Annotated in this window: 14 protein-coding genes and 2 pseudogenes; 8 read left to right on the top strand and 8 right to left on the bottom strand. The window is 66.1% G+C overall.

Features of this window, described 5'->3' with window-relative positions:
• Positions 1-7: 7 nt before the first annotated feature.
• Both imuA and lexA read right to left on the bottom strand, forming a co-directional pair.
• Entirely contained in the window at positions 8-625 is a 618-nt protein-coding gene (imuA, locus tag AC3WK8_RS03925) for a translesion DNA synthesis-associated protein ImuA (protein ID WP_022639437.1), read from the bottom strand.
• The gene (lexA, locus tag AC3WK8_RS03920; RefSeq protein WP_085597897.1) at positions 625-1,242 is read right to left on the bottom strand and encodes a transcriptional repressor LexA; all 618 of its coding nucleotides are present in this window, start codon (positions 1,240-1,242) and stop codon (positions 625-627) included. The genes imuA and lexA overlap by 1 nt, the downstream gene beginning before the upstream one ends.
• A 194-nt stretch (positions 1,243-1,436) precedes the next feature.
• Here lexA and AC3WK8_RS03915 point away from each other — a divergent pair, with 194 nt between their 5' ends.
• The 5 genes and pseudogenes from AC3WK8_RS03915 (at position 1,437) to AC3WK8_RS03895 (ending at position 5,497) form a co-directional block, all read left to right on the top strand.
• On the top strand, positions 1,437-2,237 hold the full coding sequence (locus AC3WK8_RS03915; RefSeq protein WP_103324458.1) for a LuxR family transcriptional regulator: 801 nt from the start codon (positions 1,437-1,439) through the stop codon (positions 2,235-2,237).
• A gap of 189 nt (positions 2,238-2,426) precedes the next feature.
• The gene (locus AC3WK8_RS03910; RefSeq protein WP_207244995.1) at positions 2,427-3,551 is read left to right on the top strand and encodes a class II histone deacetylase; all 1,125 of its coding nucleotides are present in this window, start codon (positions 2,427-2,429) and stop codon (positions 3,549-3,551) included.
• Positions 3,548-4,729, top strand: a complete 1,182-nt coding sequence (locus tag AC3WK8_RS03905; protein ID WP_103324456.1) for an MFS transporter — start codon at positions 3,548-3,550, stop codon at positions 4,727-4,729. The genes AC3WK8_RS03910 and AC3WK8_RS03905 overlap by 4 nt, the downstream gene beginning before the upstream one ends.
• Positions 4,730-4,847: 118 nt before the next feature.
• The gene (locus AC3WK8_RS03900) at positions 4,848-5,138 is read left to right on the top strand and encodes a type II toxin-antitoxin system ParD family antitoxin (protein WP_085597893.1); all 291 of its coding nucleotides are present in this window, start codon (positions 4,848-4,850) and stop codon (positions 5,136-5,138) included.
• Between the two features lies 1 nt (position 5,139).
• Positions 5,140-5,497: pseudogene (locus AC3WK8_RS03895) on the top strand (type II toxin-antitoxin system RelE/ParE family toxin).
• 66 nt (positions 5,498-5,563) lie between these two features.
• On the opposite strand, the gene AC3WK8_RS03890 reads toward AC3WK8_RS03895, so the two are convergent.
• The gene (locus AC3WK8_RS03890; RefSeq protein WP_085597891.1) at positions 5,564-6,448 is read right to left on the bottom strand and encodes a Dyp-type peroxidase; all 885 of its coding nucleotides are present in this window, start codon (positions 6,446-6,448) and stop codon (positions 5,564-5,566) included.
• A 205-nt stretch (positions 6,449-6,653) separates the two neighbouring features.
• Entirely contained in the window at positions 6,654-7,688 is a 1,035-nt protein-coding gene (locus AC3WK8_RS03885) for an AraC family transcriptional regulator (RefSeq protein ID WP_103324455.1), read from the bottom strand.
• Positions 7,689-7,950: 262 nt separating this feature from the next.
• On the opposite strand from AC3WK8_RS03885, the gene AC3WK8_RS03880 reads away from it, so the two are divergent.
• A complete protein-coding gene (locus AC3WK8_RS03880; RefSeq protein ID WP_103324454.1) occupies positions 7,951-8,898 on the top strand; it encodes a SphA family protein in 948 nt (315 codons plus the stop codon).
• Positions 8,899-9,058: 160 nt separating this feature from the next.
• On the opposite strand, the gene AC3WK8_RS03875 is transcribed toward AC3WK8_RS03880, so the two are convergent.
• The 3 genes from AC3WK8_RS03875 to AC3WK8_RS03865 form a co-directional block, all read right to left on the bottom strand.
• A complete protein-coding gene (locus AC3WK8_RS03875) occupies positions 9,059-10,267 on the bottom strand; it encodes a DSD1 family PLP-dependent enzyme (RefSeq protein WP_178088006.1) in 1,209 nt (402 codons plus the stop codon).
• Between the two features lie 85 nt (positions 10,268-10,352).
• Positions 10,353-11,663, bottom strand: coding sequence for a D-arabinono-1,4-lactone oxidase (locus AC3WK8_RS03870; protein ID WP_404942575.1), 1,311 nt, complete (start codon positions 11,661-11,663; stop codon positions 10,353-10,355).
• A gap of 103 nt (positions 11,664-11,766) precedes the next feature.
• Complete coding sequence (locus AC3WK8_RS03865; RefSeq protein WP_103324451.1) at positions 11,767-12,174, bottom strand: c-type cytochrome; 408 nt, start codon at positions 12,172-12,174, stop codon at positions 11,767-11,769.
• Positions 12,175-12,692: 518 nt separating this feature from the next.
• Here AC3WK8_RS03865 and AC3WK8_RS03860 point away from each other — a divergent pair.
• Entirely contained in the window at positions 12,693-14,318 is a 1,626-nt protein-coding gene (locus tag AC3WK8_RS03860; protein ID WP_085597885.1) for an NADP-dependent glyceraldehyde-3-phosphate dehydrogenase, read from the top strand.
• A gap of 114 nt (positions 14,319-14,432) precedes the next feature.
• The gene (locus AC3WK8_RS03855) at positions 14,433-15,473 is read left to right on the top strand and encodes an FUSC family protein (protein WP_085597884.1); all 1,041 of its coding nucleotides are present in this window, start codon (positions 14,433-14,435) and stop codon (positions 15,471-15,473) included.
• Here the strand turns inward: AC3WK8_RS03855 and AC3WK8_RS03850 are convergent.
• Positions 15,470-15,621 (bottom strand): annotated as a pseudogene (locus AC3WK8_RS03850) (molybdopterin molybdenumtransferase MoeA); the annotation flags it as partial. The gene AC3WK8_RS03855 and the pseudogene AC3WK8_RS03850 overlap by 4 nt on opposite strands.

Below are 15,621 nucleotides of genomic sequence, written 5' to 3'. Positions count from 1 at the left end.
ATCGACCTCAGTGCCCGGCCTGCAGGGCAATCGGTTGTGGATGGGCCAGGCCCCCCCGGCACTTGAGAATCCGCAACTGCGCAGGATGGCCCTGCAAGGTCAGGCGCAGGGCCGCTGGCGACGGATTGTGCGCGGCCTCCAGGGGACGGTAGGCGAAGGCCAGGGTCTGGCCGCTTTCGGCCGCCACCTGCAAACGCCGCAGGGCGCGGTCGTCGGCCTGTTGCGGCCAGCACAACACCGCGCCGCAACTGCCCGAGCGCAGGCACTGTTCGGCGGCCCACAAGGCATCGCGCTCTGCGGCCTGGATGATCGACAACTGCCGCAGATCCACCCCGGCGTTCTGCCAGGCCAGGGGAAAAGGCACGAACGGCGGCGCCACCAGGACGATGCGCTCCCCCGCCGCCGCCAGCCGTGCCAGGCTGGGCCAGAGCAATTGCAATTCGCCCAGGCCCTGGGCGGCGACGAGGATTTCCGTCAGCGCCGCTTCCGGCCAGCCGCCACTGGGCAACACCGCATCCAGGGCAGCGTGGCCGGTGGCATGCACACTGGCGGGCACGGCCGCCGGGCGGCCCTTCCAGACCCGCCCGGCATTGAACAGCGAGTCCAGTGCGACCACGGCGCCCATCAGCCCTGCCTCACCAGGCCACAGAACACGCCTTCGATGAACAGCTCGTGGTCGGCCGTGACCTCGATCGGCTGGTAGGCCGGGTTGCGTGGCAGCAGGCGAATGCCCTGGCCCTTGCGCTCGAAGCGCTTGATGGTCACCTCGCCATCGAGCCGGGCGACCACCGTCTGGCCATTGCGTGCCTCGGCGCTGCGACGTACCGCCACCAGGTCGCCGTCGAAAATGCCGTCGTCGATCATCGAGTCGCCCTGGACCCGCAACAGGTAGTCGGGCGTGCGTGAAAACAGCCCCGGGTCCAGCAGCAACTGGCCGTGGATCTCGGCATCGACGCCGATCGGCGCACCGGCGGCGACCCGGCCCAGCACCGGGATCTCCAGCAGCTCGGGGCGTGGTGCCTGGTTGAGTAGGCGGATACCCCGCGCCTGATGCGGGTTGACCTCGATGAAACCGGCCTCGGTCAAGGCCAGTACATGCTTGCGCGCCACGCTGCGCGAGGCGAAACCGAAGGCCTCGGCGATCTCGGCAAGGCTCGGCGGCTGGCCGCGATCGGCGATGCGTTCGCGGATAAAGGTCAGGATGGCACTGCGCCGGGGAGATAAAGTCGTCATGGAGTACATTTGTACTCCTATCGGAATTTTCTGACAAGAATCGTACGAAATCTCTGTACGCCACTCGTCCGATCGAGCGCCGGGCAAGCAGCGGCAGGCCTTGGCAAACAGGGCACTGCGCGAATCCTGGCCAAGCACAAGATGGCACTGCATTTGCTGCCAATACCGACAGCGACCCAGAACACGCGAACGGGGGGATACCCATGCAACTGACCAAGGCGCTGGCGAAGTGGGAAATGGCCGACTGGCACCAGATGCTCGCCAGGTTGCTGGAGAACAGCGCCCACCCGGGGTTCCCGGACTTGCTGTCGTACTCCCTGCAGTCCTTGCTGGCCCACGACAACGTGGTCATCAAGTCCTATCGCGCAGGCTGCCGTCCGCAGATCCTCTACGAGGACTATCCCGCCCAGCACCACGAACGCTACATCGCGCGTTACCTGGACGACATCTACCGCCTGGACCCGGTGTCCTGCTCCATCATCGATGGCCGCACCAGCGGCATCCTGCGCATCAACCAGCGCACCTGCCAGCTGCGCGACACCGATTACTACCGGCACTACTACCAGGAGCTGGACCTGGCCGATGAAATCGGCGTGCTGGTGCCCGTCGATGCCCAGACCACCCTGGTCATGTCCATCGGCAGGCGTTCGCGCTGCCTGGCCAGCACCCAGGAGTTGCAAGCACTGCACAACATCTACCCGATCCTCCAGCACCTGCTGCGCAGCTACAGCGACCAGCATCGCGCACCGCCAAGCGCCACCAGCCCCCTGGAGCAGGCACTGGCGACTTTTGCCGGGGAGCTCTTGACCCCACGGGAGCGGCAAGTGGTGCGCCTGATGTTGCAAGGCAACCCCGGCAAGCTCATCGCCCGGCACCTGGGCATCAGCCCCGGTACGGTCAAGGTGCATCGGCGCAATATCTACGCGCGCCTTGCGGTGTCCTCGCAGATGCAGCTGTGCGACCTGTTCCTCAAGCAAGCCTCACGCCCACCTGCCCTGGCGTGACGCTCGCCCCGGCCAAGGCTGTTTCCGAAGGGAACACTTGCCCCGGGGCTCGGCCAAGGATCGCCTGCCGCCCCTACCTCCTCGGGTGTATTTATCGATTGCCCCAGCCTTTCTAACCTCGGCTCGCACCCTCCCCGACAACATCCCGAGAACCGGCGTACTCCCGTGCGCCAGAGAGGCAATGACTCCATGCAAACGGCACTTGTCTGGCACGAGCTCTACATGTGGCATTCCACCGGCAACCATGCCGGCCTGTTCGCCCCCGGCCTGCAGATCCAGCCCGGCCTGCACTTCGAGAACCCGCAAAGCAAGCGACGGCTGAAGAACCTGCTGGATATCAGCGGCATCACCGAACAACTGCTGCCGATCAAGCCCAGGCCCGCTACCGACGAACAACTGCTGCGCGTGCATGGCGCCGACTACCTGCAATACCTGCAAGGCCTCAGCGACCGGCAAGGTGGCGACGCTGGCGACAATACTCCGTTCGGCAGCGGCAGCTTCGAGATCGCCAGGCTCGCCGCCGGCGGGGTGATCGACGCCGTCAAGCAGGTGCTGCGCGGCGATGCGCGCAATGCCTACGCATTGGTTCGCCCACCTGGACACCATGCCGAAGCCGACCGTGGACGCGGCTTCTGCCTGCTGGCCAATGCCGCGCTCGCCGCCCATGAAGCCCTGGCGGTGCATGGCCTGGAACGGATCGCGGTGGTGGATTGGGACGTGCACCACGGCAATGGCACCCAAAGTATTTTCTGGGACGATCCGCGGGTGCTGACCCTCTCCCTGCACCAGGACGGCAACTATCCGCAGGATTCGGGCAAGGTCGAGGAACAAGGGGCAGGGGCGGGCCTTGGTTTCAATATCAATATCCCGCTCCCCCCGGGCTCAGGGGAAGGCGCCTACCTGCATGCCTTCGACGAAATAGTGCTGCCGGCCCTGGCCGCCCACCGTCCGCAACTGATCCTGGTGCCCTGCGGGTTCGATGCCGGGGCCCACGACCCGTTGGGCCGCATGCTGCTGCACAGCGAGGCCTACCGCAAACTGACGGCCCGGCTGATGCTCGCCGCCCAGCGCCTGTGCGATGGGCGCCTGGTGCTGTGCCACGAAGGCGGCTACGAGGCCAACTCGGTGCCGTACTTCGGCCTGGCGGTGATCGAGACCCTCAGCGGCCTGCAAAGCGGCATCGCCGATCCCCACCTGAGCGCCATGCGCGCCCTGCCGGGCCAGGAACTGGCCGAACACCAGCGGCAGTGGATCGCCCAGCTCAAGGCCAGCCTGCATTCACCGCTGCTGGAGCAGCCGGAGCGCTACTCATGAGCGTGCCATCCGCTCCAGCCCTCGACATGGCGCAAAGCCGCTACAGCCTGCGCCTGCTGGCGGTGATCCTGTTCTCCGCCATCGGGCCGCTGGTGCTGCTGACGGCACCGGCCCTGGTCAGCCGCTACATCGTCGAACTGGGCATGGATAACCGCCAGGTCGGCTGGCTGTTCAGCCTGGAGTTGGGCGCCATGGCCATCTCCACCCTGCCGACCTACCTGTGGATGCGCCGCTACGACTGGCGCTGGATCGCCGGCCTGGCCGGCAGCCTGTTCCTGTTGGGCAACCTGTTCAGCGCCTGGCTGATGAGCGAGCCGAGCCCCGGCTTCGGTCTCCTGGCCGCCCTGCGTTTTCTCACGGCCTTCAGCGAAGCCGCGCTGGTGCTGGTGTGCCTGGGCACCGCCGGAACCTTGCCCAACGCCACCCGCGCGTTCGGCCTGTGGGTCACCGGCCAGCTGGTACTGGCGGCGCTGTGCCTGCAGTTCATGCCATGGCTATTCGAGCACTGGGGCGTTTCCAGCTTCTTCCTGCTGATCGCGCTGTTCACCGCCTTGATCCTGCCGCTGGTGCTTTCCCTGCCCACCGGGAGTCACGACGATAGCCGCCCGCTGCCGCCACGCCAGGCCCAGGCGATGCGGCTCAAGGTCTGCCTGGGCATGCTGGCGATCTTTCTTTTCTACTTGAGCCTCAGCGGCATCTGGACCTTCGCCGGCGAACTGGCACGCCTGCGCGGCATCAGCACCGGCGACAGTGCCAGCGCCCTGGCGACGGCTTCATTGATGGGCGTGGCGGGCGCGGCCATGGCCAGCTGGATCGGAGCCCGGGGCCGGCGTGCCTGGCTGCTGGCCCTCGGTTACCTGGCCATGACCGCGGGCTTGTGCGGCCTGCTCGGCGAGATCTCCACCTGGCGCTACCTGCTGGCGGCCTGCGCCTTCAAGTTCGCCTGGACCTTCGCCCTGCCCTTCCTGCTCTCGGCGATCAGCGACTACGACCGCCAGGGCGGCAAGCTGGTGGTGCTGGCCAACCTGGCCATTTGTGGCGGCCTGGCCGTGGGCCCGTCCCTCGCCGCCTGGCTGCTGGGCGACACCCTGGACTTTGGCCTGCTACTGCTGGCCTCCATGGCGATCTGCGCACTGTCGTTCCTGGCCATCCTGCCGCTGGCCGGCAATCGGCGCTAGCCTAGACCGCCACGCCATGGTGGCCACCTGTCACCGAGACGCTCCAGAGGATGAAGCCGGCAATCGATTGGCATAATATGCCAATCACTTCGATCACCACTCTGAGCGGGAACAGGCCATGCCGACTCGTAACGTTGTCCTTACTGCGCAGCAGGAACAACTCATCAACAACCTGGTCAAGACCGGCCACTACCAGAACGCCAGCGAAGTGCTGCGTGAAGGCTTGCGCCTGCTGCAACAACGCCTGGCCGAGGATGCGGCAAAAATCGAAGCGCTGCGGCACGCAACCACGGCCGGCATGACCGACCTGGAACATGGACGATTCACGGAAATTCACGAAGGCCAGTTGCAGCATTACCTTGCTGAAGTGGGGCTGGAGGCCGCCGCCACGGAACAAGAGAAACATTGAGGTGGCCAGGTATCGGATCGCCGACACAGCCCGAAGCGATATCGTCGATGCCCTGAGGTTTTCCCAGAAACACTTTGGCGAACAGGCCCGAATCCGCTACCAGGACTTGCTCCTCGGAGCGCTACAAGACCTCGCCGCCGCCCCCCCTGCGCTTGGGCAGTCATGAACGCAACGAACTGGCGCGCGGATTACGCAGCTACCACCTGCTCCATTCCCGACGACGCAGCCAGGGACAATCCAGCCTGGTCAAACGACCACGCCACATCCTGTTCTACCGGGTAATCGATAACGACCTGATCGAGGTGATCAGGTTGCTGCATGATGCCATGGACGCTCAATCGCACCTGCAGAGCGAATGAAGCTTGCGCTGGCCAGGCTCCCCGCAACCCAATCGCCACCCGAGCGGGTGGCGATGATCCAGCCAGTCAGGCCGCTTGCAGGGCGCGCAGGTCGAGCTTGCCGTCCAGCAACGGCGGGCACCAGTAGTAGCCACCGGTGATCGGCCGGCTCATGCGGTACAGGCCATCGGTGATGCCGTCTTCCAGGCCGCTCATGCGCCGCAGCTGGGCTTCGAAGGCACTGAAGGAGTGGCCGAAGGCGAGGAACATCAGGCCACCCTTGTCACCTTCCAGCCACGGCATCGAACGCCGGACGAGGAAGGCTTCAGGGGCGAAGCTTTCCTGGGCCGTGCGCTTGACGTGGGCCGAGACCGGAGCGTCGTCCAGTTCCTCGTTGTCGTTCAGGCGCCGGCCCATGATGTTGTCACGCTCTTCAGGCTGCATCGCGGCAAACCCCTTGAAATCATGCTGCCACTGCTGGATCGCGGCGAAGCTGCCTCCACGCAGCCCGGCCTCGCCAACGGCCAGGGCCGCCGTGGCTGCTGCCTCGTCCTGGGGGTTCTCGGTGCCGTCTTCGTAGCCGGTCAGGTCATGGCCGGTCTTGTGGCGGAAGGCCTCGTTCATCTGCACCAGGCGAAAGGCCGGGGCCAGCGCGGCCTCCAGTTCATTGCTGCGGTGCATCAGCTCGCCCCGCTCGTCGCCATGCAACCAGACCCACAGGGCGTGCTGGGTCGAAGGGTTATCGACGCCGACCCCGGTCAGTCCGGGGAAGGCCTTCAGTCCTTGCACACGAGCCCCCAGGGCCTTGACCAGCGAGGCACCGAACCCGGCCACGGCGCTGGCGCCATCGATCCGCGCCAGCAATTGGTCGAGCGCCTGGGGCAACGCCGCGATGGACTCGAGGGCGAAAAACAGGTGGCGGGCCTGGGACGGAACGGGGGCAGCGAGGATGCCGGACTGGTAGTAACTCATGGGAACTCCTGAATGAAAGCGCGGAGTTTACCGCCGCCGCAGGCCGTGCGCGACCCGCAGGATCACCTGCATCTTACGATTGCTGGAGGGCCTGCGGCCCTTGACGCAGCCTCGCCCTGGCTCGACAGCGGCTACACCGGATTCGCGTAGCCGCTGCCGCAGGCTGCGTACGGGCGCGCAGTGGTCGTAGAAACGCCAGACCCGCTCAATGCAGCGCCGCTTCTTCGCGAAAGGCGCTGGGGCTCAGGCCGGTCCAGCGCTTGAAGGCCCGGCGGAAGCTGCGCACGTCGCTGTAGCCCACCTCTTCGGTGATGCGCTCGATGGTCAACTCGGGGTTGCCCAGCAGGTTCAGGGTCCGCGCCTGGCGCACCCGCTCCAGCAGGGTCTCGAAGGTCAGGCCGTGTTCGGTCAGGCGCCGACGCAAGGTGCGCCCGCTCATGTTCAGGTCCCCCGCCACCTGCTCGATATGGCTGCCGGAACGCAAATCCCGGGACAAGGCCCGCTCCACCGCCTGGATCAGGTCCATCTTCTGGTGCACCTGGGCGCTTTCCAGCTCCAGCAGCTTGAGGGCCTGGCGCAGCGCCACCGGATGGTGATTGGGCAGCGGCGCCTGCAACCAGCGGGCCTCGATCACCATGCGCGCGTGCAGGCAACCGAAGTGCACGTTCGGTCCCAGCAACTGGGTGTAGAGCCTGGCATAGGCCGGCGCGGCATGCATGAACTCCACCCGCAGCGCCTGGAAGTCGGCGCTCAACAGCGCCCGGCCATAGATCAGCAAGCTGGCGAAGAACTCCTCGGCGGCGAAGATCTGCACCTCGCCGTAGGGCAACCGGCATTGCAGCTCGACGAAGAACTCCTCGCCCTGGCGCCCGATATCGGCACTGACGATGGTGCCCGAGGTGTGCTGGTGGCGGATGCCCAGTTCGAAGGCATCGCCCAGGGTCCGGCACAGGGACAGGGCATGGCCCAGCAGGCCCAGGGTGCCCAGCACGTTGCGGCTGCCGACCCACAACCCCAGCCCTTGCTGGGGCAACGCGTCCAGGGCCCGCTCGATCATCGCCACCGCCTGGCGGTAGGAGATGCGCAGGGTCGGGTCCTGCAGGTCGTCCAGGGTGAAGCCCAACCCACGGCACAGGCGCTCGGCGCTGATGCCCTTGTCGTTGGCGACATCGGCCAGGGTCTGCAACAGAAAGGGTGAAACCAGTGCCAGCTGGTCATGGGGATCGACGGCTTTGTTCATGAAGGCGATTCCGGGCCGCTTGGACGGCTGTTCTTATTTTGTCGGGACAACACCGCTGCCAAGGCTGCACCGGCCTGGCCAAGCATATCCCTTCCCACAGGCTTTGGCGGAGGAATGTAACAAGGCATTGCAAAGTGTCCGACAAAGTCCCCCTGAGTGGCCGCCAATACCCTGCCCCACGGACCGGCCAGGGCTTATTTCTATCGGGCGGCCGGTGCCCCCCGCCGCAGCCCTCCTACTAACAATAAGAATGAGCCCAACCATGCACCCGACCCGTCCCAGTTTTCCCCTGCGCCCAGGCCTGGCCCTGGTCCTGGCCACTTGCTGCGTGAGCGCCCAGGCCACCGAGTCCGGCGTCGACAACATAGGTCCCGGCACCGACGGTTTCTACGTCCTGCCGCTAGGGTCCGACCAGCTTCCGGACCACATGTTCTCCTTCAACCTCTACTACAACCACTACCAGGCGAAGAAGCTCGACATCAGTTCCATGGGCGGCAAGGTCCCGGGGGTCAAGATCACCTCCGACGCGATCATCCCGCGCCTGGACTACCTCAGCCCGATACGCATCTTCGGCGGGCGCCTGGGCGGCTACGCGGCCCAGCCCTACCTGCGCCAGCAAGTGGCGATGTTCGGCCAGAGCGACCGCCGCGAGAGCATGGGCGACACCACCCTGGCGCCGATCATCCTCTGGGACATGGGCCCCGACCTGACCCTGGCCGCGGCCGTGGAGGTGACCCTGCCCACGGGGGAATACGACAAGGAGCGGATGGCCAACACCAGCAACAACTTCACCACCTACAAACCGCTGTTCTCCATGACCTGGTTGCCCTCCGAGCGCACCGAGCTGTCGCTCAAGAGCACCTACAGCTTCAACAAGGAGAACCACGCCACCCACTACCGCTCCGGGCAGATCTTCCACTTCGACTACTCGGCCAGCTACCGGGTGACCGACGACCTGAGCCTGGGGCTCAACGGCTACTACTTGAAGCAGACCACCGACGACAAGCAGTTCGGCAAGACCGTGACCTTCATGGGCGAGGACGTCAGCGACGGCGTGCGCGGCCAGGTATTCGCCATCGGCCCGGCGCTGCACCTGCGGTTTCTCAAGTACGCCAGCGCCGAGATCCGCTGGGCCAAGGAGTTCGACGTGCAGAACCGCCCCGAGGGCGACATGCTGTGGGCCAAGCTGACCATTCCTTTCGCCCTGTGAGCCCGCGCGGCGGCTGCCGGTTTCGTGCAGCCGCCGCAGGCTGCGCATGGCCTGCAAGGCCGCTGCGGTCTTGGCATCGCTGAAGGTCCTGCGGACCTTGGCGCAGCCTCGCCAGGGCCCGACAGCGGCTACAGGATTTCGTGTAGCCGCGCCATGGGGGTCAGGCGTAGACCGGCCAGCGCTCGACGATGCGCCCGCCGCGCAGGGCCAGCAGGTCGCCGAACTGCAGCAGCACCGCTTCGCTCTGTTGCGGGCGCAGGAAGATATGGTCGTCCACCGCCAGGCCCACGGAGCTTGAACCATTGACCATTTCCTGGTTGGAGCTGCGACCGAACAGGCCGTTGCTCTGCAACCCCGCCGGCGATTCGAAATCCGCCAGCCAGTGCCCGCCGTAGATGAAGAAGGTCTCGCGCTGGTTACTGTCCCACCAGGACAACAGCCGTGACTTGTCATCCAGGGCCGGGATCCGCACCGGCCCGGTGCTCTTGAGCACCGGGGTGGCGATGAACGCCGCCGGCTGGTGCTGTTCCAGGGATGGCAGGTCGTAGTGGCTGGGCTTGAGCATCGCCGTGCCCACCGAGACCTCGGTGCTCAGGGATTCCTGCTCGTGCCGCCGATAGCTGGGGCTACCGGCAGTGTTCAGGGTCAGGCTCGCGTGCCATAGCGCCGGGTACTGCTGGCGGGTGAAATCGACGAAGCCTGCGTAGATCGCCATGACCTTGGCGAACAGGCTTTGCGGCGAGCCGAGAATCCCCGGCACGCCCATGTCGACGAACGGGTCGTACCCCATGAACCCGGCGAACTCCAGGTGCTGCGGGTGAGCGGCGATCAGCGCCAGCATCCGCCCCAGGGCCGCGTTGTCCGCCACCCCGCCACGGTGCAGCCCCACATCCAGTTCGATATTGATGCGCATCCTGGTGCCCAGGCCTTGGGCCAGCGCCAGGTATTGCTGCAGGCGCTCGGGAGTGTCCAGCAGCCATTGCAGTTGCCGGGCCGGATCGAACGGGCCCCGATGCTGCTGGTAGAACAATTCGACGGCGCGCACCGGCAACGGCTTGCCCAGGAGGATGTCGGCGTCGGCGAAGACCTGGGCATCGTGGTTGAGGAACGGCTGGTGGAACGACATCAAGCGCCGGGTCCCGGCACGCTGGGCGATATAGGCCAGCAGCCCGGGCGACGGCAGTGATTTCTCCACCAGGCGCAGTTGCTTGCCGCCGCGCTGCACCGATTGCATGACCACGTCGATGTTGTGGTCCAGGCGATCGAGGTCGATCAGCATCACCGGCTGCATCGGCCCGTTGGCCTTGAGCTCGCGATTGAGCCCGGCGAAGTAGGCATCGTAGGGCGCGCCCCGCTCGCCCGGCCGCAGCCAGGCGCCGACACCCGCCAACAAGACGCCGGCACCCAGGGTGCCGGCCATGAAACGACGACGGTTCATGGTGCTGATCTCCGCTTCATGCCACCCCCAGCACCGAGGCCAGGTGGGCGTTGATGAATGTGCCGCGTGGGTCCAGCTCCTGGCGTACCTTGGCGAAAGCCTGCCATTGCGGGTACAGCGCCTGGAGGTTGCGGGCGTTGAGGCTGTGGTGCTTGCCCCAGTGTGGGCGCCCCTGGTATTTCCAGAAGATCGGCTCCACCGCGGCGAAGAAGTTGTGGTGGTCCATGCTGTAGTGCTGGTGCACCGAGATCGAGCAACTGTCGCGCCCCTCGAACATGCTCAGGGGAATGTCGTCGGCCTTGACGTAGCGGTACTCGATGGGAAACCAGGTGCGCAGGTCCTTGTCATGGATCAGCGCGAGGATCTCGCGCAGGCAGGCCGGCCCCAGGTGCGCCGGCACCGAGTACTCCATCTCGTTGAAGCGCACGCTGCGCACGTTGGCGTAGACCTGGTAGGAATCGCCCACCCGTTCGTCGAAGCTCGCCAGCCAGCGCAGGCTGTTGAGCAGGTGGCGCCGGGTGTCGGGAAAATCGCTGACGTACTTGTCCAGGTTCTCGATCAGGCTGACGAACTCGTTGCCGCCCTCCTCGGTCGGATCGCGAGGCGGGGTGGCCGGATCCGTGGTTTCGTTCAGCGCCACCGCCAGGGCGTAGTCGGAATGGGTGACCACGAGCATTTCCCAGTGCTGGTTGCTGCGGGTCAGGTGGTCCATGTCCTCCAGCAGTTCGTCGGTCTTGGCGATCCACTGCTTCTCCCGCAGGCGATAGGCCTCGCGGTTCTGCAAGCGCACCCGGGTCGTCACCCCCAGCGCCCCCAGGGACGCCCGCGCGGCATGGAACACCTCGGCGTTACGCTGGCGGTCGCAGTCCAGCACCTGGCCGGCGGCGGTCACCAGTTGCAACCCGCAGACCTGGCTCGAATAGGAACCGAAGCCGACCCCGGTGCCATGGGTCGATGTGGCAATCGCCCCGGCCAGGGTCTGGTAGTCGATATCGGCCATGTTCCACAGGGCCTGCCCCACCTCCTTGAGCGCCGGTCCCATGAGCGACATCGGCGTACCGCCGGCGAACTCCGCCTGCAGGGTCTTGGGGTCGTGCTCCAGCAGGCCGTTGAAATAGGCCAGGGACAACAAGGTGCCGTCGGTAGGCACCAGGGCGCTGAAGGAGTGTCCGGAACCCACCGGGCGGATCTTGCCCGGAGCCTTGCGGATCAACTGGACCAGCTCGTCCAGGTCCTTGGGCGCCAGGCGTGCCTCGGGCAGGCAGCTTTGCGCGCCGGACCAGTTGCGCCAGGGAATCAGCCGCGGGGCGCGGACCAGTTCGGCCATCAGCGGGTTGCTGCACAGCGCGGTGAATGCGCCGAGGGCGCCGGCCCCTTGCAACAGGCGACGGCGAGAGAGGTGCATGACCATGGAAGGTGACCTTGTATTTTTATTGGAATGAATGGCCGGACATAAAGCTGATCAGCGCCAGGAACTGCTCTTCGGAACACTGCATGCACTGGCCCATGGGCGGCATGCCCTGGTAACCGTTGATGCTGTGGTCCAGCAGGGTATCGGCGCCCTGGGCCAGCCGCGGGGCCCAGGCCTTGGCATCGCCGGCCAGCGGCGCGCCGGAAGCCGGGTTGGCATGGCACAGCTTGCAACTGCTGTCGTAGATCCGCGCCAGGTCCGGGTCGGCCGGGCTCTGGCGGGCCGCGTCAAGGCGCCCGGAAGCCGGCGGCTCGGCATCGCCGCAAGCGCCCAGGGACAAGCCCAGGGCCAGTACCAGGGCGCCGCGGCAGGCCGGGGCGAGCAAGCGCCGCAACGGGGGAAAAAACGCAAGGGTGACGCTAGGCATAGGCAGTCCTCGGGGCAGCCGGGCAAAGGGTCGATCCCGGCCACGGGACCCACCTCACAGGGCAACACTAAGGCACCGGCGCCGCCGGGTTGAGGGCATTGGCGGCCAGCCAAGGGGACTTGGCCGGACAGCCGGCCAGAGCGCCCGGCCTGTGCTCGGACAGCCTGAGGCCAAGGCTTGGCGCAGGCCGCCGAGAACAGTTGCCGGGCATTCGCTGAAACGTTTAATCTCGAACCATGACCGCCTGCCGGCCGAGCGCAGAAACTGCTGAAGAACCCGGCCGTTCAGGCGTATAACAGACCGTTGAAAAACCTAGGCGAGGCAGCCAGCGCAAGGCGAAAACAAGCGAAAAAGCGCAGTTTACCCGTGGTGAATGAGCATTTTGACCGGGCTGGCGCACCAGACTGTTTTCAACGCAGCGATGGCAACGCAGGCAATTTTTCAACGACCTGATAAACCCAGGAACGACGAATCGCCCGTCATCCGCGCCAGAGCCATTTCCAACACGGGGTAGAGTCATGACCACAGCCAAAGTCCTCAGCAACCTGTTTCCAGCCGCCAGCGACATCCCCGAAGCCTATCGCCTGCCCGACCCGGTGGAGCAGCGCGACTACCTGGTGGATGGCCAGCTGCGTATCTGGAACGGCCCCCTGGCCCAGGTCCGCAGCCCGATCTACCTCACAGGCGCCGACGGCGACCAGCAGGTGATCCTCGGCAGTACCCCGTTGCTGGATGCCGACACCGCACTGCAGGCCCTGGACGCCGCCGTGCGCGCCTACGACCGGGGCCAGGGCGCCTGGCCAACGATGCGCGTGGCCGAGCGCATCCAGCATGTGGAAGCCTTCCTGGCGCGCATGCGCGAGCAGCGCACGGCGGTGGTCAAGCTGTTGATGTGGGAGATCGGCAAGAACCTCAAGGATTCGGAGAAAGAGTTCGACCGCACCTGCGACTACATCGTCGACACCATCGGCGCGCTCAAGGAGCTGGACCGGCGTTCCAGCCGCTTCGAACTGGAGCAGGACACCCTCGGCCAGATCCGCCGCGTGCCCCTGGGCGTGGCCTTGTGCATGGGGCCCTACAACTACCCGCTCAACGAGACCTTCACCACCCTGATCCCGGCGCTGATCATGGGCAACACCGTGGTGTTCAAGCCGGCCAAGCTCGGCGTGCTGCTGATCCGCCCATTGCTGGAGGCTTTCCGCGACAGCTTCCCGGCCGGGGTGATCAACGTCATCTACGGCAGCGGCCGCGAGACCGTCAGCGCCCTGATGGCCAGCGGCAAGGTGGACATCTTCGCCTTCATCGGCACCAACAAGGCCGCCAGCGACCTGAAGAAACTCCATCCACGTCCCCACCGCCTGCGCGCGGCCCTGGGCCTGGACGCGAAGAACCCGGGGATCGTGCTGCCCGATGCCGACCTGGACAACGCCGTCAGCGAAGCCCTGACCGGCGCCTTGTCGTTCAACGGCCAGCGCTGCACCGCGTTGAAGATCCTGTTCGTCCACGAAGCGGTGGTGCAACGCTTCATCGAGCAATTCAATGCCAAGCTGCAAAGCCTCAAGCCGGGCATGCCCTGGGAGCCCGGCGTGGCCCTGACCCCACTGCCGGAGAACACCAAGGTCGACTACCTGCAGGGCCTGGTGGCCGATGCCCAGGCCCATGGCGCGCAGGTGGTGAACCCCGATGGCGGCGTGTCCCGCGCCTCGTTCTTCTACCCGGCGGTGCTGTACCCGGTGAGCCCGCAGATGCGCGTGTACCACGAGGAGCAGTTCGGCCCGGTGGTACCCATCGTGCCCTATCGCGACCTGGAGACGGTGATCGACTACGTGCTGGAGTCGGACTTCGGCCAGCAACTGAGCCTGTTCGGCAGCGACCCGGCGCAGATCGGCAAGCTGGTGGACGCCTTCGCCAACCAGGTGGGGCGGATCAATATCAACGCCCAATGCCAGCGCGGCCCGGACACCTTCCCCTTCAACGGCCGCAAGAACTCCGCCGAGGGCACGCTGTCGGTCCATGACGCGCTGCGCACCTTCTCGATCCGCACCCTGGTGGCCACCAAGTTCCAGGCACGCAACAAGGAGCTGATCAGCGACATCATCCGCAACCGTGACTCCAGCTTCCTGACCACCGACTACATTTTCTAGCAAGGCCCGGGGCCTGCCTGGCAGGCTCCCCCCACTCGCTGCCTTTCACCCACCACAGGAGAAACCGGTCTGGGCCCGTTCAAACACCTGCAGGGCACACGCCTGCCCTCCTGGCTGCGCCATCTGCTGCGGCCAGTGCTCGACCCGTACCGGCGCTATCGCCATGCCCGGTTGATCCACGCGGTGCGGGTGGTCCTCGGGCTGATCGCCACGATCCTCCTGACCACCGGCCTGAACCTGCCCCACGGCGAATGGGCCTCGGTGACCATGCTGGTGGTGATCGGCGGCCTGCAGCACCACGGCAATATCGGCAAGAAAGCCACCGAACGGGCCATCGGCACCCTGGTAGGCGCCGGGGTCGGCCTGTTGCTGATCGTGCAGCAGGCGTACTTCGGCCAGCCCTGGCTGACTTACCTGGGCATGTCGGCGGTCTGCGGTTATTTTTCCTACCACGCCATCGGCAAGGGCGGCTACACCGCGCTGCTGGCGGCGATCACCGTGTTCATCGTCGCCGGCCATGGCGACAACCAGGTCAGCGACGGCCTGTGGCGGGCGGTGGATATCCTGATCGGCATCGCCCTGGCCCTGGCGTTTTCCTTCGCCATCCCGCTGTACGCGGTGTACTCCTGGCGCTACAACCTGGCCGGCGCCCTGCGCGACTGCGCGCAGTTGTACGGACGGATCATCAAGGGCCAGTCGGTAACCGACGACGAGCACCTGAGGCTGCTCGGGCGGGTCAACAGCGCCATGCTGCAACTGCGCTCGCTGATGCCTTCGGTGTCCAAGGAAGTGCGAATCTCCATGACCGAGCTGGACGCCATCCAGCGCAACCTGCGGATGTGCATCAGCACCCTGGAGATCCTCGGCAATACCCGCCCCGATGCTGGCGACCGCCAGGCCATGGCGCAGATGCAACTGGGCCTCAAGGCCGAGCACCGGCAGATCCGCATGCACCTGGTGGGCATGGCCCGAGCCCTGCAATCAGGCATTACCCAGCGTTTGGAAAAACCCCTGGAGGCCAGCCCGGGCAATGCCCTGGAAGCACCGGCGCACTCGGCGCCGGACGGCTACCGGCTGCTGACTCGGCAGTTGGTGGCGACCCTCGCCGAGATGCGCCAGCGCCTGGCCAAGAGCGCCCGGCACTGGAAGATCTAGAACAGCTCGCTGAACGGAATGAAGCGCGCCAGATCCCCGGCCTGCAGGGTCCGCCCTTCGGGGATCTCCACCAGGCCATCGGCCCAGCAGGCACCCAGCAGCACCCCGGAGCTCTGGTTCGGATAGAGCACCGCGCGCCCCCGCACCC

This window comes from Pseudomonas sp. FW507-12TSA (assembly GCF_058781435.1).
Note: the sequence above shows the minus strand (reverse complement) of the source record. Positions and strands in the feature narration are given on the sequence as shown.